This window comes from Streptomyces minutiscleroticus, assembly GCF_014650875.1.
Lineage (GTDB): Bacteria > Actinomycetota > Actinomycetes > Streptomycetales > Streptomycetaceae > Streptomyces > Streptomyces minutiscleroticus.
On record NZ_BMVU01000024.1, the window covers coordinates 1 to 19703 of the forward strand.

Consider the following 19703-nt stretch of genomic DNA (forward strand, 5'->3'; position numbering starts at 1 on the left):
GGTGATGGGCTGCGTGGTCAACGGTCCGGGCGAGGCCCGCGAGGCCGACCTGGGCGTGGCCTCCGGCAACGGCAAGGGCCAGATCTTCGTCAAGGGCCGGGTCGTGAAGACGGTGCCGGAGTCGAGGATCGTGGAAACGCTGATCGAGGAGGCGATGAGGATCGCCGAGGAGATGGAGAAGGACGGCGTCGCGCCCGGCGCCCCACGCGTCACCACGGCGGGATGAGCCACCGCCCGAGTGCCGCGGTCCGAGGGAAGCACGACCGAGAGGGGGCCCGAGCGTGACGATTCTGGAGACCGTCAGGGAGCCGCGCGACCTCAAGAAACTGTCCGGCGCCGACATCGGCGCACTGACGGGCGAGATCCGGGAGTTCCTGGTGCGGGCGGTCGCCCGGACCGGCGGTCACCTCGGGCCCAACCTGGGGGTGGTGGAGCTGACCGTCGCCCTGCACCGGGTCTTCGACTCGCCCGTCGACCGCGTCCTGTGGGACACCGGCCACCAGAGCTACGTGCACAAACTGCTCACCGGCCGGCAGGACTTCTCCAAGCTGCGCGGCAAGGGCGGCCTGTCCGGCTACCCCTCGCGCGAGGAGTCCGAGCACGACGTCGTCGAGAACAGCCACGCCTCCACCGCGCTCGGCTGGGCGGACGGGCTCGCCAAGGCCCGCCGGGTGCGGGGCGGCACGGGCCACGTCGTCGCGGTCGTCGGGGACGGCGCGCTGACCGGCGGCATGGCCTGGGAGGCGCTGAACAACATCGCCGCCGCCCGCGACCAGCCGCTGATCATCGTGGTCAACGACAACGCGCGCTCGTACGCCCCGACCATCGGCGGCCTGGCGGACCACCTCGCGACGCTGCGCACCACCGACGGCTACGAGAGGGTCCTCGCCTGGGGCAAGGACGTGCTCAGGCGCACGCCCGTCGTCGGCGGACCCCTCTACGAGTCGCTGCACGGCGCGAAGAAGGGGTTCAAGGACGCCTTCGCGCCGCAGGGCATGTTCGAGGACCTGGGCCTGAAGTACCTGGGGCCCGTCGACGGGCACGACGTCGGGGCCGTCGAGTCGGCGCTGCGGCGCGCCAAGCGGTTCGGCGGCCCCGTCATCGTGCACTGCCTCACCGAGAAGGGCCGCGGCTACGGTCCCGCGCTCGCGCACGAGGAGGACCGCTTCCACGCCGTCGGCGCCATGGACCCGCGCACCTGCGAGCCGCTGGCGCCGGCCGGCGGCCCGTCCTGGACCTCGGTCTTCGGCGACGAGATCGTGCGCATCGGCCAGGAGCGGGCGGACGTCGTGGCGCTCACGGCGGCCATGCTGCACCCGGTGGGCCTGGGGAGGTTCGCCGAACGCTTCCCCGACCGCGTCTGGGACGTCGGCATAGCCGAGCAGCACGCGGCGGTCTGCGCGGCGGGCCTGGCCACCGGCGGCCTGCACCCCGTCGTCGCCGTCTACGCCACCTTCCTCAACCGCGCCTTCGACCAGCTCCTCATGGACGTCGCCCTGCACCGGTGCGGCGTCACCTTCGTCCTGGACCGGGCCGGGGTGACCGGTGCCGACGGCGCCTCCCACAACGGCGTGTGGGACCTGTCGGTCCTCCAGGTCGTGCCCGGCCTCAGGATCGCCGCCCCGCGCGACGCCGCGCAGCTGCGCGCCCAGCTGCGCGAGGCCGTCGACGTCGACGACGCGCCGACGCTGATCCGCTTCCCCAAGGAGTCCGTGGGGCCCGAGCTGCCCGCCGTCGGCCGGGTGGGCGGCATGGACGTCCTCAGCCGCGACGAGGAGCCCCGGGTGCTGCTCGTCGCGGTCGGCGTGATGGCGTCCGTCTGCCTGCAGGCCGCCGACCTGCTCCGGGCGCGCGGCATCGGCTGCACGGTCGTGGACCCGCGCTGGGTCAAGCCCGTGGACCCGGAGCTGCCCGCACTCGCCGCCGAACACCGCATGGTGGCGGTCGTCGAGGACAACAGCCGGGCCGCCGGGGTCGGCTCCGCGGTCGCCCTGGCGCTGGGCGACGCCGACGTCGACGTGCCCGTACGGCGCTTCGGCATTCCCGAGCAGTTCCTCGCGCACGCCAAGCGCGCGGAGGTACTGGCCGACATCGGGCTCACGCCCGTCGAGATCGCCGGGCGGATCGGCGCCGCCCCGGCCGTCCGGGAGCGCGCGTCCAAGGAGAGGACCGAGGAGAAGAGCGAGGAGAAAGACGTATGACGGGCCCTTCCGGAAAGCAGGAGTTCGACCTCGCCGCCCTGCTGGCCGAGCGCGGCGCCGAGCGCTACGAGCTGCACGCCAGGTACCTGAACCACCAGCTCCCGCGCATGCTGCACACCATCGGCTTCGACAAGGTCTACGAACGGGCCGAGGGCGCGCACTTCTTCGACGCGGACGGCAACGACTACCTGGACATGCTCGCCGGCTTCGGGGTGATGGGGCTCGGCCGCCACCACCCCGTGGTCCGCAGGGCGCTGCACGACGTCCTCGACGCCTCGCTCGCCGACCTCACCCGCTTCGACTGCCAGCCGCTGCCCGGGCTGCTCGCCGAGCGGCTGCTCGCCCACAGCCCCCACCTGGACCGGGTCTTCTTCGGAAACAGCGGCACCGAGGCGGTCGAGACGGCGCTGAAGTTCGCGCGGTTCGCCACCGGCCGGCCGCGCGTGCTGTACTGCGCACACGCCTTCCACGGCCTGACCACCGGCTCCCTCTCGGTCAACGGCGAGGACGGCTTCCGGGACGGCTTCGCGCCGCTGCTGCCGGACACGGCCGTTCCGCTCGGCGACCTCGACGCGCTGGCCCGGGAGCTGAGGAAGGGCGACGTCGCCGCCCTGATCGTCGAGCCGATCCAGGGCAAGGGGGTGTACGAGAGCCCGCCCGGCTACCTGCGGGCCGCGCAGGAGCTGCTGCACCGGCACAAGGCGCTGCTCATCGCCGACGAGGTGCAGACGGGCCTCGGCCGGACCGGTGACTTCTACGCCTACCAGCACGAGGACGGCGTCGAGCCGGACCTGGTGTGCGTGGCCAAGGCGCTCTCCGGCGGCTACGTCCCGGTCGGCGCCACCCTGGGCCGGGACTGGATCTTCAAGAAGGTCTACTCGTCCATGGACCGGGTCCTGGTCCATTCCGCGAGCTTCGGCGCCAACGCCCAGGCCATGGCCGCCGGGCTCGCCGTGCTCTCGGTCATGGAGAACGAGGAGACCGTCGCCCGCGCCCGGGCGACCGGCGAGCGGCTGAAGTCCCGGCTCGCGGCGCTCGTGGACGAGTACGAGCTGCTGAGCGAGGTGCGCGGCCGGGGCCTGATGATCGGCATCGAGTTCGGGCGGCCGAGGTCGCTGAAGCTGCGCAGCCGCTGGACCGTGCTGCAGGCGGCCCGCAAGGGCCTGTTCGCGCAGATGGTGGTCGTCCCGCTGCTCCAGCGCCACCGCATCCTCACCCAGGTCTCCGGCGACCACCTGGAGGTGATCAAGCTGATCCCGCCGCTGGTGATCGACGACGCGGACGTGGACCGGTTCGTGACGGCGTTCACCGCTGTGATGGACGACGCGCACAGCGGCGGTGGCCTCATGTGGGACTTCGGGAGGACACTGGTGAAGCAGGCGGTCGCCAACCGCTGACCGGACGGGCGCCGCCCCGCCGCCGGGCGGGGCGGACGGCTTGCGGAGAACCGCTCCCGAGGACGGGCCGGACGGCCGCCGGGACCCGCGGGGCAGAAGGCTCCCGTGACTCTTTGCCTCTCAGGCAAGGAATTTGCCTCCGAGGCAAACCTCTGGCTGAATCAAGGTATGAGCCCTGCCCGACCGGGGACGGCCGAGCCGCCGCCGGAACCAGGAACCGACGACGCGCTGCCCGCCGTCGCGCCGCAACTGCGTGAGCTGCGGCGGCGCGCCGGGCTCACCCTGGAGGCCGCCGCCCGCACCGCCGGGCTGTCGCCCGCCCACCTCTCGCGCCTGGAGACCGGGCAGCGCCAGCCCTCGCTGCCCGTGCTGCTCTCGCTGGCCCGCGTCTACGGCACGACCGTCTCGGAGCTGCTCGGCGAGACGGCCGCCGAGCGGGACGCCGTCGTGCGCGCCGCCGACATGGAGCCCACGCGCGCGGGCGGCTGGACGTACTGGCAGGCCGGGTCCGCCGGGCGCGGCATGCAGGCGCTGCGCGTCCACGTCCCGCACGGGGCGCAGGGCGACATCGTCCGCGTCCACCCCGGCGAGGAGTGGCTCCACGTGCTGCGCGGCCGGCTGCGGCTGCGCCTCGGCGACACCGCGCACGTGCTCGCGCCCGGCGACAGCGCCCACTTCGACTCGCTGACCCCGCACCGCATCGCCGCCGCCGACGAGGACGGCGCCGACCTCCTCTTCGTCCACACCCTCTTGCAGAGCCCCGCCGCCGCGCTGTGCCTCGGCCCCGCGGCCGGGCACCGAACCCCGGGAGAGACGTCGTGACCGACAACCCCCAGCCCCAGACCACGCCCCGGCCCGCCCGCCGGTCCATGGAGGAGAAGTTCCCGCGCGCCCTGTGGGTGCGGCTGATCATCTACGTCGCCGTGGGCCACCTGTTCGCGGCCTTCGTCTACCTGCTGTTCGAGCTGGGCGCCCAGAACCAGTAGGAGCCGGGTGCCCCGGCCGGGGAGACGGCCGGGCGCTGTGCGCCCCGGTCCGCCGCGGGCCGGGTCCGGTGCGGGCCGGGTCGTGCGCGGTCCGGGTCGTGCACGACCCGGACCGGCCGCGGGCCGCGTCAGTCGAGGAAGCGCTCGCGCAGCCGCTCCCGCACCTCGGGCGTGACGCCGAGGCCCCGCTCCAGGTACGGGTCCACGCCGCCCCAGGTCTCCTCGATCGTCCCGAAGGCGGCGGCCAGGTACTCGGCCCGTGCGTCGAACAGCGGGCTCAGCAGCTCCATCACCTCGGGCGAGCGGGCGTCCTGTGCCGTGCTGCTGCGGTGCACCTTGTAGCGGCGGTGCGTCGCGTTCGACTCCAGGTAGTCCGCCTCGATGGCCTCGCGCTCCACGCCGAGGGCGAGCAGCGTCACGGCGATCGACAGCCCCGCGCGGTCCTTGCCCGCCGCGCAGTGCATGAGCGCGGGCACGCTGTCCTCGGCGAGCGCGCGCAGCACCCGCCCGTGCTCGGCGGTGCGCTCGGTAATGATCGTCCGGTACGAGGCGATCATGCGGTCCGCGCCCTTGCCGTCCGCCAGGATCGACCGCAGCTGCTCGATGTCCCCGTCACGCACCATCCGCCAGAACTCGGCGCCGTCCGCCGGGTCCGACAGCGGCAGGTTCACGTTCCGCACGCCCGGCAGCTCGACGTCGGGACCCTCCAGCCGCTTGTCCGCCGCGTTGCGGAAGTCGAAGACCGTGTGCAGGCCCAGCGAGGCCAGGAACGCGGCATCCTCCGCCGTGGCGTGCGCGAGGTGGCCGCTGCGGAACAGCCGTCCGCGCGCCACGCGCCGGCCGTCCGCGGTCGGCAGCCCGCCCACGTCGCGGAAGTTGCGCACACCGGTCAGCTCGGGCTCGGTCGAAGGGATCTGCTGTGTCACGAAGGGCTCCTCCCACAGGGCCGTCGGCACCTCGCCGGCGGGGCGCGACCCGACGATACGACATGGATTCCACGGGCAATCATCCGTGCCGGAGCGCCGGCGCGGCAGGGTGCGGCAGGCGGGCGGCGGGGCGCGCACGGCATTGCCCGGGAGTGCGCCACCCCTGATGATGTTGGTACGTGATCATGCCTGTTCGTATCTGTGGGGGGCCTGAGTGATCGAGATCGGTGCGGACGGCCGGACGTGGCTCCTGACGGGACCCGCGAGCGGCTACGCCCTGCGGCTCACCGACCGCGACGAGCTGCTGCACCTGCACTGGGGGCCGCGGATCACGCTCGCCGACGCCGGGGCGCTGGCCGCCGTGCCCCTCCCGGAGACGGGTTCGTTCGAGTCCCCGCTCGACGGGCGCGAGGAGTACCCGGTCGAGGGCGGCCCCCGCTTCACGCGCCCCGCGCTGTCCGTGCGCACGGACGAGGTCCGCGGCACCGAGTGGCGCTTCGAGGCGTACGACGTGGAGAGCGGCGCGGACGGCGCGGACGGGGGAGGGGCCGGCGGGGACACGCTGCGGCTGCGCTTCCGCGACGGCGGGCTCGGTATCGCGCTGCACTACCGGATGCGCGGCGACGTCCTCGAGAGGTGGGTCGCGCTCACCAACGACGGCCCCGCCCTGGAGGTGCTGCGCGCCGACTCCGCGACGTTCACGCTGCCGTGGCGCGAGGGCTGGCGGCTGTCCCAGCTGCACGGGCGCTGGGCGGCGGAGTCCCGCCTGGCGCGCTCGGACCTCACGTACGGCGAGCAGGTGATCGGCAGCCGGCGCGGGCACACCGGGCACGACCACCTGCCCTGGGTAGCGCTCGACACGGACGCGACCGAGGAGCGCGGCGAGGTGTACACGTGCGCGCTCGCCTGGTCGGGCAGCTGGCGCATCGCCGTCGCGCAGCTGCCCGACGCGCGCGTGCAGATCACCGGCGGCGCCGGGCACGACGACTCGGGCCTGCTGCGCCTGGAGCCGGGCGAGTCCTTCGTCACGCCCGTCCTCGCCGGCCTGTGGAGCGACGGCGGCTTCGGCGGGGCGAGCCGCGCCTGGCACGCCTACCAGCGGGCGCACGTGATCCCCGACGCGGACCGGGACCGGCCCGTGCTCTACAACTCCTGGGAGGCCACCGGCTTCGGCATCTCCGAGGAGCAGCAGCGGGCGCTCGCGCACCGGGCCGCGGAGCTGGGCGTCGAGCTGTTCGTGGTCGACGACGGCTGGTTCGGGTCGCGCACCAGCGACCGGGCCGGGCTCGGCGACTGGACGCCCCACCCCGACCGCTTCCCGCACGGCCTGAAGCCGCTCGCCGACGAGGTGCACGCGCTGGGCATGGGGTTCGGCATCTGGGTCGAGCCGGAGATGGTCAACCCGGACAGCGACCTGTACCGGGCGCACCCCGACTGGGTGCAGTCCAGGACCGGCCGGACCCGGACGGAGCTCCGCAACCAGCTCGTGCTCAACCTGGCGCGCGAGGACGTCCAGGAGTACCTGTGGGAGCGGCTCGACACCCTGCTGTCCAGTGCGCCGATCGACTACGTGAAATGGGACTTCAACCGCAGCTTCACCGACCCCGGATGGCCGGGCGAGCCGTATCCGCAGCGGCTGTGGGTGGACCACGTGCGCGCCCTGTACCGGCTGGTGGACCGCCTCCGGGCCGCGCACCCGGGGGTGGCCTTCGAGTCCTGCTCGGGCGGCGGCGGCCGGATCGACCTCGGCGTCCTGGCGCGCACCGACCAGGTGTGGACCTCGGACAACACCGACCCGCTCGACCGGCTCGCCATCCAGCACGGCTTCTCCCAGGTGCACCCGGCGCGGGTCATGGCCGCCTGGGTCACCGACAGCCCCAACACGCAGCTCAACGGGCGGGTCAGCTCCCTGCGGTTCCGTTTCGTGAGCGCCATGGCCGGCGTGCTCGGCGTGGGCGGCGACCTGACGCGGTGGACCCCGCGGGAGCTGGCCGAGGCGCGGGAGTGGGTGGCGCTCTACAAGGAGATCAGGCCGGTCGTGCAGCGCGGGGACCTCCACCGGCTCAGGGCCCCGCAGGGCGGTTCGAGCGCGGTGCAGTACGTGCTCGGGGACGACGTGGTCGTGCTGGCCTGGCTCCAGGCGCAGCACTACGGGGAGCCGGCCGCCCCGCTGCGGCTGCGCGGGCTCGATCCGGCCGCGGCGTACGCGTGCCGTGAGACCGGCGAGACGTACCGGGGGGCCGTCCTGGCGCACCACGGGCTGCGGACGGGGCTGCGGGGAGACCTGGACGCGGCAGTTTTCCGCCTCCGTCGCATCTGAGAAGTCTGTCCCGATTGGCGCCTTCGTTCCAGCTGGTACCGGAATGAGGCTGCTTGAGGAGAGGGCTCGTGAGCAGCGTCATATCGGTGACCGTCCGTTGCCGCCATGTTCACGTAATTCTCGTGGTGGAAAAGGGGAATTGCGGAAAAGAAAAGATCCTTAATCCACGGAGGGTGACCGGGATTTCCGGAGAGGATCAAGGGAATGGCGCGGAAGCGGAACCGGGCGGTTGTCGGCGCGCGTCCCGTTCGCTTACGTTCCCTGCAGCCCGGGCGGACGCCTAATCCTGCCGCCGCCTGGAGTTTCACCCACTCACCCGTCACGGCAGGAGCGGGGGAACCACAGGTACGACGCCTGGCCCGGTTCCCGGAACAGGCTCGGGGTAAAGCCGTGCGACAGCGCGGCCGGGCATCTCCAGTCCGCACCCGACAGCTCACCTCGCAGGCGCCGGAGAGGAATTCGCCATGCCCGCAAAGGGTAAGCACCGCCGTCCCAAGTCCCTGCGCCTGACCGGTTCGCTCGCGCTCGCCGGAACCGGTGGGGCCGCGCTCGCCCTGCCCCTGCTCGGGGCGGCCGGCGCCCAGGCGGCCACGCCGCAGAGCGCCGTCCAGGCGGCCCCCGCCCACGCCGCCGGGTCCGCCTCCGCCGCCACGCGGACCGCGTCGGCCACGTACACCGTGAAGTCGGGCGACTACCTGTCGAAGATCGCCGAGGAGCAGCACGTCAGCGGCGGCTGGAAGAAGCTCTACGCGGACAACCGCGAGGCCGTCGGCGGCGACCCGTCGCTCATCCACCCGGGCCTGAAGCTGTCCCTCGCGGGCAAGTCCTCCGCCGGCGCTACCACCGGGTCGTCCGGGTCGGCCGAGTCGTCGGAGTCCTCCGGGTCGACGAAGTCCTCCAAGCCGTCGGACACCACCGCGTCCTCGTCGCAGTCGTCGTCCGCGCGGAGCGGGACCGCGGCCGACGAGGCCGCCGCCACGTCGCGGACCAGCGGCAGCGGCTACACCCTGCCCGTGGACGGCGCCACCGTCGGCACCGCCTACCACACCTCCGGCAGCATGTGGTCCAGCGGCTACCACACCGGCACCGACTTCGTCGTCCCGACCGGCACCTCCCTCAAGGCCGTCGCCGCGGGCACGGTCGTCTCCGCCGGCTGGGGCGGCGCGTACGGCAACCAGGTCGTCATCAAGCTCGGCGACGGCCACTACGCCCAGTACGCCCACCTCTCGCAGCTCTCCGTCTCGGCCGGCCAGACCGTGACCGAGGGCCAGCGGATAGGTCTGTCCGGGGCGACCGGCAACGTGACCGGGCCGCACCTGCACTTCGAGATCCGCACCACGCCGGACTACGGCTCCGACGTGGACCCGGTGGCCTACCTCCGCTCCCACGGCGTCAGCCTCTGACGCCCCGCCGCGCACCGCGGGCACCCGCCCGCGCGCGGCCCGACGGACAGCACCCGAAGGCCGGACCCCGCACCCCGGGGTCCGGCCTTCGGCGTACTGTCGCGGGCCCACCCGCGTATTCCGAAGTTGACCAACACTTGACCCGTGGCCTATCTCACCGTTCGTCAACCCCTTCCTACGGTCGCGTAGCTCACATCCGAAGGTGAATAGTGAGTCGACGTGGCAGACGATTCGAAGAGAGACAACAAGGCAGTAGTGATCGGGTCGTACGTGGCGGTGGGGGACAGCTTCACCGAGGGAGTCGGTGACCCCGGGCCCGACGGGGCGCTCGTCGGCTGGGCGGACCGCTTCGCGGTGCTCCTGGCGGACCGGCGTCCCGAGGGGACCTTCGAGTACACCAACCTCGCCGTCCGCGGGAAACTGCTCGACCAGATCGTTGCCGACCAGCTCCCGCGCGCCCGGGAGATGGCCCCGGACCTGGTGTCCTTCTGCGCCGGCGGCAACGACATCATCCGGCCCGGCACCGACCCCGACGAGGTCGCGGAGCGCTTCGAGCGGGCGGTCGCCTCGCTCGCCTCCGCCGCCGGCACGGTCATGGTGACCACCGGCTTCGACACCCGTGACACCCCCGTCCTGAAGCACCTGCGCGGCAAGATCGCCACGTACAACGGGCACGTGCGGGCCATCGCCGACCGGTACGGCTGCCCCGTGCTCGACCTGTGGTCCCTGCGCAGCGTCCGGGACCGGCGGGCCTGGGACAGCGACCGGCTGCACCTGTCGCCCGAGGGGCACACCCGGGTCGCCCTGCGGGCCGGCCAGGTCCTCGGCCTCGACGTGCCGGCCGACCCCGAGCAGCCGTGGCCGGCGCTGCCGCCCCGCGGCACCTTCGAGGTGCGGCGGGACGACATCCAGTGGGCGCGGGAGCACCTGGTGCCGTGGATCGGCCGGCGGCTGCGCGGCCAGTCCTCCGGCGACCACGTCGTGGCCAAGGGGACCCTGTCCCCGGAGGACATCAGGAGCAGGATCGCCCCCGTTGCCTGATCATCGGCACCGGCACCGGCACCGGCATCGGCGGACGCGGGGCGCCGGAGGGCGCGGCCGCGCGGGACACCCGGACCGCGCGGCCCGTGCGCGCAGCACCGGGGTGCGGCGGTTCCGCCGCACCCCGGCGGGCGGTTCCGGCGCGGCCCGCCGGACGGCCTCAGCGCGGCCCGGCGGAGGCCGTCAACGCCGCCCGGTCCAGGCCCAGTTCGCGGGCCAGGGCGTCGTCCGCCCACTCCTGCGCCCGGGCCCGCGAGATCGCGCCCGGGTAGGCCGTCATCTGCACGGCGAGCCCGTCCAGCAGGGCCGTGAGGCGCAGTGCCGCCCCCGCCGGGTCCGGGCACCGGAACTCGCCCGCCGCCACGCCCTCCGCGACGACCTCCGTGAGCGCCGCCTTCCACTGCCGGTCCAGGTCGCGGGCGACGTCCCGCAGCACGGGCTCGCGCAGGGCCGCCGCCCAGCCCTCGATCCACAGCCGCCAGCCCTTGGCCTGGCCGGTCGGCGCGTACCAGCGCACCGCCGCCCGCAGCCTGCGCAGCGCGGTCGTGCGGCGGCCCAGCAGCTTGCGCAGCCGCGCGAGGTCGCCCTCGGCCGCGTGCGCGAAGGCGGCGGCGACCAGCTTCTCCTTGGTCGAGAAGTGGTAGAGCACCAGGGCGTTGCTGACGCCGAGGGCCGCGGCGACGTCGGCGATCCGCACCGCCGCCACACCCCGTGCCTCGATCTGCCCGATGGCCGCCCGCAGCAGCGCCTCGCGCCGCTCCGCCACGCTCAACCGCACTCTCGCCACGCCGCAACCCTAGTCCTTCGCGGGGTTCCGCCGCGCTACGGGCGCACGACGGCCCCCGGCGGGCCCGTACTGAACGACTGGTCAACGCGGGAGCGGACTGCGGAACGCTCAACTCCCCCTGGCGCGCGGGCGTCCTACCCCGGGGGCGGTCCATGTGCCGTTCCGCGCGGCGGACCGTCGCGGACACGGGACCGTCACGCGCCCGACCCGGCGCCGTGCGGCGGCCTCGACGACAATGGCATACCTGACCGAAACTCTCAGGAGGTACCGTGACCGGTTTCCGTTCCCTGCGCTCCGGGCTCCAGGCGCTGCAGCCCGCCGCCTTCGGCGCGGACCCGAGCGGGGAGCGCCTGGCGCGCATCCGCAGATCACCCCACTTCGCGGACGGTGTCTTCCGGAATCCGGAAAGGGCGCGGACCGGGCCGGTCGGCTCCAGGGTGGAACTCGCGAAGACCTACCTCGGCAAGGAGGAGCGCGCCCGCCGCGCCCCGGCCGGCCGGGTGCCGGTGCACAGCACCACCCTCGCCGACCTGGCCGGGCCGCCGGCGACCGGGCTGCGCATCACGTGGATGGGCCACTCCAGCGTGCTCGCCGAGATCGACGGGCACCGGGTCCTGTTCGACCCGGTCTGGGGCGAGCGCTGCTCGCCGTTCGCCTTCGCCGGGCCCAAGCGGCTGCACCCGGTGCCGGTGCCGCTGGCCGCCCTCGGCCCGGTCGACGTGGTCGTCATCTCGCACGACCACTACGACCACCTCGACATGCCCACCATCAAGGCGCTGGCGGGCACGGACACCCTCTTCGCGGTGCCGCTCGGCGTCGGCGCGCACCTGGAGCACTGGGGCGTGCCCGCGGACCGGCTGCGCGAACTGGACTGGCACGAGTCGACGAAGGTCGGCGGGCTGTCGCTCACCGCCGCCCCCGCGCGCCACTTCTGCGGCCGCGGCCTGCGCAACACCCAGCACACCCTGTGGGCCTCCTGGGCCGTCGCCGGCGACACCCACCGGATCTACCACAGCGGTGACACCGGCTACTTCAAGGGCTTCCAGGACATCGGCGCGGAGTACGGCCCCTTCGACGTCACGATGATCCAGATCGGCGCGTACAGCGAGTACTGGCCGGACATCCACATGACGCCCGAGGAGGGCATGCGGGCGCACGTGGACCTCCAGGGCGGGGACGCCGTCGGCGCCGGGCCGATGCTGCCGATCCACTGGGCGACCTTCAACCTGGCGCCGCACGCCTGGGCCGAGCCCGGCGAGGGCACCGTCGCCGCCGCCCGCGCGGCCGGCGCGCGCGTCGCGCTGCCGCGTCCGGGCGAGCCCTTCGAGCCCGCGGCCGAGGCGGTACCGGCCGAGCCGTGGTGGCGCGGCGTGGCCCTGGCGCCGAAGGGCGGCTGGCCCGGCACCGGGCCGCTGGCCGAGGCCGCGACGTCGCAGGCCGCCGCCGGGGACGCCGGCTCCGCGCGGGAGGCCGACGCGCCCGCGCCCGCGCCCGCGGCCGTCGGCGGGAGGACGGACAGTGACGTCCCGGGGGACGGTGCCGACGGCACCGGCGCGGCGGAGACCGTCCCGGCGAGCTGACGCGCACGGGCGTTCCGCCCGGCGGCGAGGGCCGAGGAGCCACCTGCTCCTCGGCCCTCGCCTTTTGTCCGTGACCGCTTCCGACCAGCTCTGACCGGCTCGTGGTGACTCCGGAGCGAGCGGACGGAGGCATTATCGGTCTTCCGTGCGAGCCCTCATACCAGAGCGGGATGCTGTCCGCCGGACTTCCCCAACTGACCGCCGGACCCGCCGCGAGGACGACTACTGTCAGTGCCCGTCGAGCGACGGAAGGGCGGGCCTTCCTGCCCTCCGACACGCGACGGCGCCTGCCCAGGCGCGGTACCGGGCCCTCCCGCCGCCCCCACCACCAGCACGAGGACGTCGATGTCTCACCTCCGCGCACCGGCCGCACGCGCAGACCGCCGCGAGGGCGGACGGCACGGCAGGCAGGTCGCCCGCACCGCGGCGCCGGCCGAGACCTCCCTGCGCCACCAGCTCCTGCGCCTCGCGGTCCTGCCGCCCGTCGCGGTGGCGCTCGGCGCCGGCGCCGCCGTGCTGTTCCTCGTCCGCTCCGCGGGCGTCCGGCCGGGACCCGCCCTGTGGGGCGTGCTCGGCGGGGCCGCCGTCGTGACCCTCGCCGCCGTGGTGATCGCCGCCGTCGCCGCCCGGCGCGCCGTGCGGTCCGTCCGCGAGCGCGTCGACGCGCTGCGCCGCACCAGCGCCGGCGGCGAGGCCGACCTGCGCGAGGTCGTCGTGTCGCTGCGCCGCGGCGACGGCCCGCCCGCCCGGCGCCCGCGCGCCCGCGCGGGTGCCGGGGCCGACCCGTTCGAACTGCTCGCCGACGACCTCGCCCGGGCCCACGAGGTCGCCGTCGCCACCGTCGTGCAGGCCGCCCAGCTCTCCAGCCAGACGGGCAGCGAGCAGAAGCTGGAGGTCTTCGTCAACCTCGCCCGGCGGCTGCAGTCGCTGGTGCACCGCGAGATCTCGATCCTCGACCAGCTGGAGAACGAGATCGAGGACCCCGACCTGCTCAAGGGCCTCTTCCACATCGACCACCTCGCCACCCGCATCCGGCGTCACGCCGAGAACCTGGCCGTCCTGGGCGGCGCCGTCTCGCGCCGCCAGTGGAGCAACCCGGTCTCCATGACCGAGGTCCTGCGCTCCGCCATCGCGGAGGTCGAGCACTACTCCCGCGTCAAACTGGTGCCGCCGATCGCCGGCACGCTGCGCGGGCACGTCGTCGCCGACGTGATCCACCTCCTGGCCGAACTCGTCGAGAACGCCACGGTGTTCTCCGCCCCGCACACCCAGGTCCTGCTCCGCGCCGACCTCGTCACCTCCGGGCTCGCCGTCGAGGTCGAGGACCGCGGCCTCGGCATGCCGGTGACCGAGCAGAACAAGATGAACGCGCTGCTCGCCGACCCCGACCAGGTCAACGTGGCGAGCCTGCTGCAGGACGGCCGCATCGGCCTGTTCGTGGTCTCCCAGCTCGCGCGGCGGCACGGCATCCACGTCCGCCTGCAGACCAACATCTACGGCGGCGTGCAGGCCGCCGTCATCGTCCCGCAGGAGCTGCTCGGCGCGGAGAGCCACCAGGAGCAGGTGCTCGGGCAGCAGCGCGCGGCGGTGGAGGCGGGGGCGCCGGCGCACGGTGGCCCCGCGCACGCGGCGCCGGGACCGGTGACCCTCGTGGGCGAGGCGTGGGCGCGCGACACGACGGGGTACGGCGACCCGGCGGACGGCGCCGTCCCGCCCGGCGGACCCCGCGGCGAGGCCGCGCACGGCGCGCGGCCCCGCTCCGTACCGGTCCCCCCGGCGTGGGACGGGACGCCGGGTGCTCCCGGCGACGCGGCACGCCCGCCGGCTGCGGCGCCCGCCGCCCCCGAGCCCGTGCAGCACGGCACCGCCGAACCGGCCGTCCAGCGCGGTCACCAGCACGGCGCGGCCGACGGCGGCCCCGTCCCGCTGCCGGTGCGCGGTTCCGGGCAGCGGCGCACCCCGGCGGACGCCGTCCCCGGCATCCACCCCGGCGACCGGCGGGCCGTGGACGAGAACGCCTCCCTGCTGCCCGCCCCGCGGGGCGGCGTCCCGCGCGGCACCAAGGACAAGCCGCTGCTGCCCCGCCGCCGCGCCCAGGAGCACCTCGCCCCCCAGCTGCGCGGCGGGCCCGCCCCGCGCCAGGACGACGGCGTCGTCGTCGGCCACGACCCGGGCCTGGTGGCGGCGTTCCGGCGCGGCGTCGGCCTCGCGGAGGCACATCCGGCGGAGCCCGCCGCGCCCCCGGCCGACGCGCGCCCCGAGGCGGCCCGCCCCGCCCCGGCCCCCTCCGCCCCCGTACGGCAGGGGCTGTACGAGCCGTACGGACCGCACGGGACGTCCGCGCCGCACGAGGCGCGCGCCGCGCACGACACCGCGCCCGCCCCGGGCGACCGGACCTCCGCACCCCGGCACGACGGGAGCGCACCGGCCGGATGACCCCCGTCCCTCCCGACGCCCCCACCCACGCCCGCGCCCTCCCCTCCTTCCGCGCGGACCTTCGTACTCCAAGGAGCCGATCCACCATGGCGAGCGATGTGCCGATCTCCCAGGTATCCGATCTCGACTGGCTGATGAGCGGGCTCGTCCAGCGCGTGCCGCACACCAGGAGCGCTGTCCTGCTCTCCTGCGACGGGCTGGTGAAGTCCGTCCACGGCCTGGACGACGACAGCGCCGACCACATGGCCGCGCTCGCCTCGGGCCTGTACTCCCTCGGCCGCAGCGCGGGCATCCGCTTCGGCGACGGCGGCGAGGTGCGCCAGGTCGTGGTCGAGCTGGACTCGACGCTGCTGTTCGTCTCCACCGCGGGGTCCGGAACCTGCCTCGCCGTGCTCGCCGGGCGCGAGGCCGACGCGGCCGTGCTCGGCTACGAGATGGCGATGCTCGTCAAGAGCGTGCGGCCGTACCTGACGACGGCGCCCCGGCAGCCCGCCGAACCGCGTGCGACGAGGCCCTGAGCGTGGCCGCGGCCGGCGACGGGCCCTGGCTCGACGACGCGGCCGGCCGGCTGGTGCGCCCCTACACGGTCAGCAACGGCAGGACCCGGCCCACCCTGACGATGAATCTGCTGTCACAGGTGATGTCCACCGGCGCCGCCCCGCGCGGCTACCTCGGACCGGAGCACAACCAGGCGCTCGACCTGTGCCGGGGACCCGTCTCGGTGGCCGAGATCGCCGCCCACCTCGGGCTCCCGGCGGTGGTCACCAAGGTGCTGCTGTCCGACCTCGTCGACTGCGGGGCGCTGACCACCAAGTTCCCGGCTTTCCACCACAATCCCACGGACCGGTCCCTTCTGGAGGCAGTGCTCGATGGACTACGACGACAGCTCTGACCCCTTCCCCACCGCGCTGAAGATCCTGGTGGCGGGAGGCTTCGGAGTGGGCAAGACCACCTTCGTCGGCGCGGTGAGCGAGATCACGCCGCTGAGCACGGAGGAGCTCCTCACCACGGTCAGCGCCGGGATCGACGACCTCGAAGGCATCGAGAACAAGGTCGAGACGACCGTCGCGATGGACTTCGGTCGCATAACCCTGGACCCCGAACACGTGCTGTACCTGTTCGGGACGCCCGGGCAGGAGCGTTTCTGGTTCATGTGGGACGAGCTCTCCGAGGGCGCGCTGGGCGCGGTGATCCTCGCCGACACCCGCCGCCTGGAGGACTGCTTCGCGGCCGTCGACTTCTTCGAGCAGCGCGGCATGGGCTTCATCGTGGCCGTCAACGAGTTCGACGGCGGCTTCCGCTACGCCCCGGACGAGGTGCGCGCCGCCCTCGACCTCGACCCGGATATCCCCGTCGTGTGCTGCGACGCCCGCATCTCCAGCTCGGCCATCCAGACGCTGCTGACCCTCGTACGCCACCTCCTCGCGCACGCGCCCGCGACCGCCCCCAGCCACGGAGCCCACACATGAGCTACGACCCGCCGCGTCCGGCCGGTCGGCTGCTGCTCACCCCCGAGGACAGGGACGCGTCCGACCGGGTGCGGCGGCTGCGCCGGCTGGGCCTGGGGGAGCGGCCCGAGCCCGCCCTCGACGCCTTCGCCGACCGGCTCGCCGAGGTCGCCGCGGTGCCGTACGCGATGGTCAACTTCATCGACGAGCACCGGCAGTTCTTCGCCGGGCTGCACACCCCGGACGGCACGGGCGGCGGCGAGGCGCTGACCGCCGAGGCGCGCCGCCCGCGCCGCCCGGCGAGCCGCTACCTGGCCCGCGACCACGGCTTCTGCCCGCACGTGGTGGTGCGGCGCAAGGCGCTGGTCCTCGAGGACGTGTGCGACTACCCGCGGTTCGCGGGGAACCCGGTCGTCGACGAGTTCGGCGTCCGCACCTACCTCGGCGCCCCCCTGATGGACCGGACGGGCTTCGCACTCGGCACGATCTGCGTGGTCGACGTCGAGCCGCGGCCGTGGGGCCGGGCGGGCCTGGACACCATCAAGTCGATGGCGGCGGAACTGGTCCAGCAGCTCGAACTGCGCGACGGCGGCATCTGAGGACGGCCCGCGGACGGCACACGGAGGGCATGCGGAAGGCGCGCACGGCACGGCGGGCCGCACGGCGGACGGTACGGGGGGACGGCGCGGCGAAGGCCCCGGCCCGAACGTGAAGCGGAGCTGCGGCGCAGCTTAAGAAATCCTCGATGGACCGGGGACGGTGGCGTACGGCAGATTGCTGGACGATCCCACTCACCTCCCCGGTACGGGCTCCTTCGGCGTGCCCGGGGTCCGGGGCCCGCACATCAGGAGCCGTCGCGTGAAGGCGCTCGTCAAGGAGAAGGCCGGGCCGGGGCTCCGGCTCACGGACGTACCGGAGCCGGCCGTCGGCCCCGCGGACGTACTGATCAAGGTGCTGCGCACCGGCATCTGCGGCACCGACCTGCACATCCACCGCTGGGACGGCTGGGCGCAGCAGGCCGTCAGCGCGCCGCTGGTGGTCGGGCACGAGTTCGTGGGCGAGGTCGTCGAGGTCGGCCGCGACGTCACCGGGCCCGCCGTCGGCGACCTGGTCAGCGGCGAGGGGCACCTGGTGTGCGGCACGTGCCGCAACTGCCTGGCCGGCCGCCGCCACCTGTGCCGGGCCACGGTCGGACTCGGGGTCGGCCGCGACGGCGCCTTCGCCGAGTACGTCGCGCTGCCCGCGACCAATGTGTGGGTGCACCGCGTGCCCGTCGACCTCGACATCGCGGCGATCTTCGACCCGTTCGGCAACGCCGTGCACACCGCGCTGTCGTTCCCGCTGGTCGGCGAGGACGTACTGATCACCGGGGCCGGGCCGATCGGGCTGATGGCGGCGGCCGTGGCCCGGCACGCCGGAGCCCGCCACGTCATGGTCACCGACGTCAGCGAGGAGCGCCTGGAGCTCGCCCGCAAGGTCGGCGCCGACCTCGCGCTCGACGTCTCCGGCGCCACCGTCGCCGACGGCCAGCGCGCCCTCGGCCTGCGCGAGGGCTTCGACGTCGGCCTGGAGATGTCCGGCCGGCCCGAGGCGCTGCGCGACATGATCGCCAACATGACGCACGGCGGCCGGATCGCGATGCTCGGACTGCCCTCCGAGGAGTTCCCGGTCGACTGGTCCCGCATCGTCACCTCGATGATCACCATCAAGGGCATCTACGGCCGCGAGATGTTCGAGACCTGGTACGCGATGTCGGTCCTGCTCGAAGGCGGCCTGGACCTCGCGCCCGTGGTCACGGGGCGCTACGACCACCGCGACTTCGAGGCGGCCTTCGCCGACGCGGCGAGCGGCCGCAGCGGCAAGATCGTCCTCGACTGGAGCGCGTGACCCGCCTCCGTCCGCAGCCTTCCCCCTCCCGTGCGAGCACCTTCAGGAGCACCCCCATGTTCGACTCCGTACGCGACGACCTGCGCGCCACCCTCGACGAGATCCGGGCCGCCGGGCTGCACAAGCCCGAGCGCGTCATCGGCACCCCGCAGTCCGCCACCGTGCGCGTCACCGCCGGCGGCCGCCCCGGCGAGGTCCTCAACTTCTGCGCCAACAACTACCTCGGCCTCGCCGACCACCCCGACGTGCTCGCCGCCGCCCACGAGGCGCTGGACCGCTGGGGCTACGGCATGGCCTCCGTGCGCTTCATCTGCGGCACCCAGGAGGTGCACAAGGAGCTGGAGGCCCGCCTCTCGGCGTTCCTCGGCCAGGAGGACACGATCCTGTACTCCTCCTGCTTCGACGCCAACGGCGGTGTCTTCGAGACACTGCTCGGCCCGGAGGACGCGGTGATCTCCGACGCCCTCAACCACGCCTCGATCATCGACGGCATCCGGCTGTCCAAGGCCCGCCGCTTCCGTTACGCCAACCGCGACATGGCCGACCTGGAGCGGCAGCTGAAGGAGGCCGCCGAGGGCGGCGCCCGCCGGAAGCTGGTCGTCACCGACGGCGTCTTCTCCATGGACGGCTACGTGGCCCCGCTGCGCGAGATCTGCGACCTCGCCGACCGCTACGACGCCATGGTCATGGTCGACGACTCGCACGCGGTGGGCTTCGTCGGCCCCGGCGGCCGCGGCACCCCCGAGCTGCACGGCGTCATGGACCGCGTCGACATCCTCACCGGCACCCTCGGCAAGGCCCTCGGCGGCGCCTCCGGCGGCTACGTCGCCGCCCGCGCCGAGATCGTCGCGCTGCTGCGCCAGCGCTCGCGCCCGTACCTGTTCTCCAACACCCTCGCGCCGGTGATCGCGGCGGCCTCCCTGAAGGTGCTCGACCTGCTGGAGTCGGCCGACGACCTGCGGGTGCGGCTCGCCGAGAACACCGCGCTGTTCCGCTCCCGGATGACCGAGGAGGGCTTCGACGTCCTGCCCGGCGACCACCCGATCGCCCCCGTCATGATCGGCGACGCCGCCGTGGCCGGCCGGACGGCGGAGCTGCTCCTGGAGCGCGGCGTCTACGTGATCGGATTCTCCTACCCCGTGGTCCCGCAGGGCCAGGCCCGCATCCGCGTCCAGCTGTCCGCCGCGCACTCCGCCGAGGACGTGCACCGCGCGGTCGACGCCTTCGTCGCGGCCCGCGCGGAGCTGGCCGCCGAGGAGGCCGGGGCCTGACCTGCACGTCCGGCCTGAGA

17 protein-coding genes, 1 pseudogene and 1 riboswitch are annotated in these 19703 nt (G+C 74.2%); of the genes and pseudogenes, 16 read left to right on the forward strand and 2 right to left on the reverse strand.

The window, feature by feature from the left end; translation table 11 throughout:
• The 5 genes and pseudogenes from IE271_RS22255 to IE271_RS22275 all read left to right on the forward strand — a co-directional run.
• Positions 1–226 (forward strand): annotated as a pseudogene (locus tag IE271_RS22255) (flavodoxin-dependent (E)-4-hydroxy-3-methylbut-2-enyl-diphosphate synthase); the annotation flags it as partial.
• A gap of 55 nt (positions 227–281) precedes the next feature.
• Positions 282–2201, forward strand: coding sequence for a 1-deoxy-D-xylulose-5-phosphate synthase (dxs, locus tag IE271_RS22260; protein ID WP_190192159.1), 1920 nt, complete (start codon positions 282–284; stop codon positions 2199–2201).
• On the forward strand, positions 2198–3598 hold the full coding sequence (locus IE271_RS22265) for an aspartate aminotransferase family protein (protein WP_190192160.1): 1401 nt from the start codon (positions 2198–2200) through the stop codon (positions 3596–3598). The genes dxs and IE271_RS22265 overlap by 4 nt, the downstream gene beginning before the upstream one ends.
• Positions 3599–3766: 168 nt before the next feature.
• Positions 3767–4420, forward strand: a complete 654-nt coding sequence (locus IE271_RS22270) for a helix-turn-helix domain-containing protein (protein WP_190192161.1) — start codon at positions 3767–3769, stop codon at positions 4418–4420.
• Between the two features lie 47 nt (positions 4421–4467).
• The gene (locus tag IE271_RS22275) at positions 4468–4584 is read left to right on the forward strand and encodes a DUF6126 family protein (RefSeq protein ID WP_190192252.1); all 117 of its coding nucleotides are present in this window, start codon (positions 4468–4470) and stop codon (positions 4582–4584) included.
• Positions 4585–4712: 128 nt separating this feature from the next.
• Here the strand turns inward: IE271_RS22275 and IE271_RS22280 are convergent, their stop codons facing one another.
• Positions 4713–5510 (reverse strand): tyrosine-protein phosphatase, encoded by a 798-nt coding sequence (locus IE271_RS22280; protein ID WP_190192162.1) that lies wholly within the window; start codon positions 5508–5510, stop codon positions 4713–4715.
• Positions 5511–5724: 214 nt separating this feature from the next.
• On the opposite strand from IE271_RS22280, the gene IE271_RS22285 reads away from it, so the two are divergent.
• From IE271_RS22285 to IE271_RS22295, 3 genes are all read left to right on the forward strand, one after another.
• Positions 5725–7830, forward strand: a complete 2106-nt coding sequence (locus IE271_RS22285; protein WP_190192163.1) for an alpha-galactosidase — start codon at positions 5725–5727, stop codon at positions 7828–7830.
• 295 nt (positions 7831–8125) lie between these two features.
• Positions 8126–8290, forward strand: a riboswitch (cyclic di-AMP (ydaO/yuaA leader).
• Positions 8291–8294: 4 nt separating this feature from the next.
• The gene (locus IE271_RS22290; protein WP_190192164.1) at positions 8295–9233 is read left to right on the forward strand and encodes a M23 family metallopeptidase; all 939 of its coding nucleotides are present in this window, start codon (positions 8295–8297) and stop codon (positions 9231–9233) included.
• 255 nt (positions 9234–9488) lie between these two features.
• Positions 9489–10274: an SGNH/GDSL hydrolase family protein gene (locus tag IE271_RS22295; protein WP_190192253.1), complete on the forward strand. Its 786-nt coding sequence runs from the start codon at positions 9489–9491 to the stop codon at positions 10272–10274.
• A gap of 160 nt (positions 10275–10434) precedes the next feature.
• Here IE271_RS22295 and IE271_RS22300 read toward each other — a convergent pair whose 3' ends face one another.
• Complete coding sequence (locus tag IE271_RS22300; protein ID WP_229919489.1) at positions 10435–11061, reverse strand: TetR/AcrR family transcriptional regulator; 627 nt, start codon at positions 11059–11061, stop codon at positions 10435–10437.
• A gap of 269 nt (positions 11062–11330) precedes the next feature.
• On the opposite strand from IE271_RS22300, the gene IE271_RS22305 reads away from it, so the two are divergent.
• The 8 genes from IE271_RS22305 (at position 11331) to IE271_RS22340 (ending at position 19683) form a co-directional block, all read left to right on the forward strand.
• Positions 11331–12641 carry an MBL fold metallo-hydrolase gene (locus IE271_RS22305; protein ID WP_190192165.1) on the forward strand — a complete coding sequence of 437 codons (1311 nt, stop codon included), beginning with the start codon at positions 11331–11333 and terminating at the stop codon, positions 12639–12641.
• Between the two features lie 345 nt (positions 12642–12986).
• Complete coding sequence (locus IE271_RS22310) at positions 12987–15077, forward strand: sensor histidine kinase (RefSeq protein WP_190192166.1); 2091 nt, start codon at positions 12987–12989, stop codon at positions 15075–15077.
• An 86-nt stretch (positions 15078–15163) separates the two neighbouring features.
• The gene (locus IE271_RS22315) at positions 15164–15595 is read left to right on the forward strand and encodes a roadblock/LC7 domain-containing protein (RefSeq protein WP_190192167.1); all 432 of its coding nucleotides are present in this window, start codon (positions 15164–15166) and stop codon (positions 15593–15595) included.
• 2 nt (positions 15596–15597) lie between these two features.
• Positions 15598–15969: a DUF742 domain-containing protein gene (locus IE271_RS22320; protein WP_190192168.1), complete on the forward strand. Its 372-nt coding sequence runs from the start codon at positions 15598–15600 to the stop codon at positions 15967–15969.
• Positions 15947–16546, forward strand: coding sequence for a GTP-binding protein (locus tag IE271_RS22325; protein WP_190192169.1), 600 nt, complete (start codon positions 15947–15949; stop codon positions 16544–16546). Before IE271_RS22320 ends, IE271_RS22325 begins: the two co-directional genes overlap by 23 nt.
• On the forward strand, positions 16543–17124 hold the full coding sequence (locus IE271_RS22330; RefSeq protein WP_190192170.1) for a GAF domain-containing protein: 582 nt from the start codon (positions 16543–16545) through the stop codon (positions 17122–17124). Before IE271_RS22325 ends, IE271_RS22330 begins: the two co-directional genes overlap by 4 nt.
• A 259-nt stretch (positions 17125–17383) precedes the next feature.
• The gene (tdh, locus tag IE271_RS22335; protein ID WP_190192171.1) at positions 17384–18412 is read left to right on the forward strand and encodes an L-threonine 3-dehydrogenase; all 1029 of its coding nucleotides are present in this window, start codon (positions 17384–17386) and stop codon (positions 18410–18412) included.
• Between the two features lie 56 nt (positions 18413–18468).
• On the forward strand, positions 18469–19683 hold the full coding sequence (locus IE271_RS22340) for a glycine C-acetyltransferase (protein WP_190192172.1): 1215 nt from the start codon (positions 18469–18471) through the stop codon (positions 19681–19683).
• Positions 19684–19703: the final 20 nt, after the last annotated feature.

Coding starts and splice junctions, on each gene's coding strand:
- IE271_RS22265 (WP_190192160.1), top strand. CDS start 2,198: ATGACGGGCCCTTCCGGAAAGCAGGAGTTCGACCTCGCCGCCCTGCTG.
- IE271_RS22270 (WP_190192161.1), top strand. CDS start 3,767: ATGAGCCCTGCCCGACCGGGGACGGCCGAGCCGCCGCCGGAACCAGGA.
- IE271_RS22275 (WP_190192252.1), top strand. CDS start 4,468: ATGGAGGAGAAGTTCCCGCGCGCCCTGTGGGTGCGGCTGATCATCTAC.
- IE271_RS22290 (WP_190192164.1), top strand. CDS start 8,295: ATGCCCGCAAAGGGTAAGCACCGCCGTCCCAAGTCCCTGCGCCTGACC.
- IE271_RS22310 (WP_190192166.1), top strand. CDS start 12,987: ATGTCTCACCTCCGCGCACCGGCCGCACGCGCAGACCGCCGCGAGGGC.
- IE271_RS22315 (WP_190192167.1), top strand. CDS start 15,164: ATGGCGAGCGATGTGCCGATCTCCCAGGTATCCGATCTCGACTGGCTG.
- IE271_RS22325 (WP_190192169.1), top strand. CDS start 15,947: ATGGACTACGACGACAGCTCTGACCCCTTCCCCACCGCGCTGAAGATC.
- IE271_RS22330 (WP_190192170.1), top strand. CDS start 16,543: ATGAGCTACGACCCGCCGCGTCCGGCCGGTCGGCTGCTGCTCACCCCC.
- IE271_RS22340 (WP_190192172.1), top strand. CDS start 18,469: ATGTTCGACTCCGTACGCGACGACCTGCGCGCCACCCTCGACGAGATC.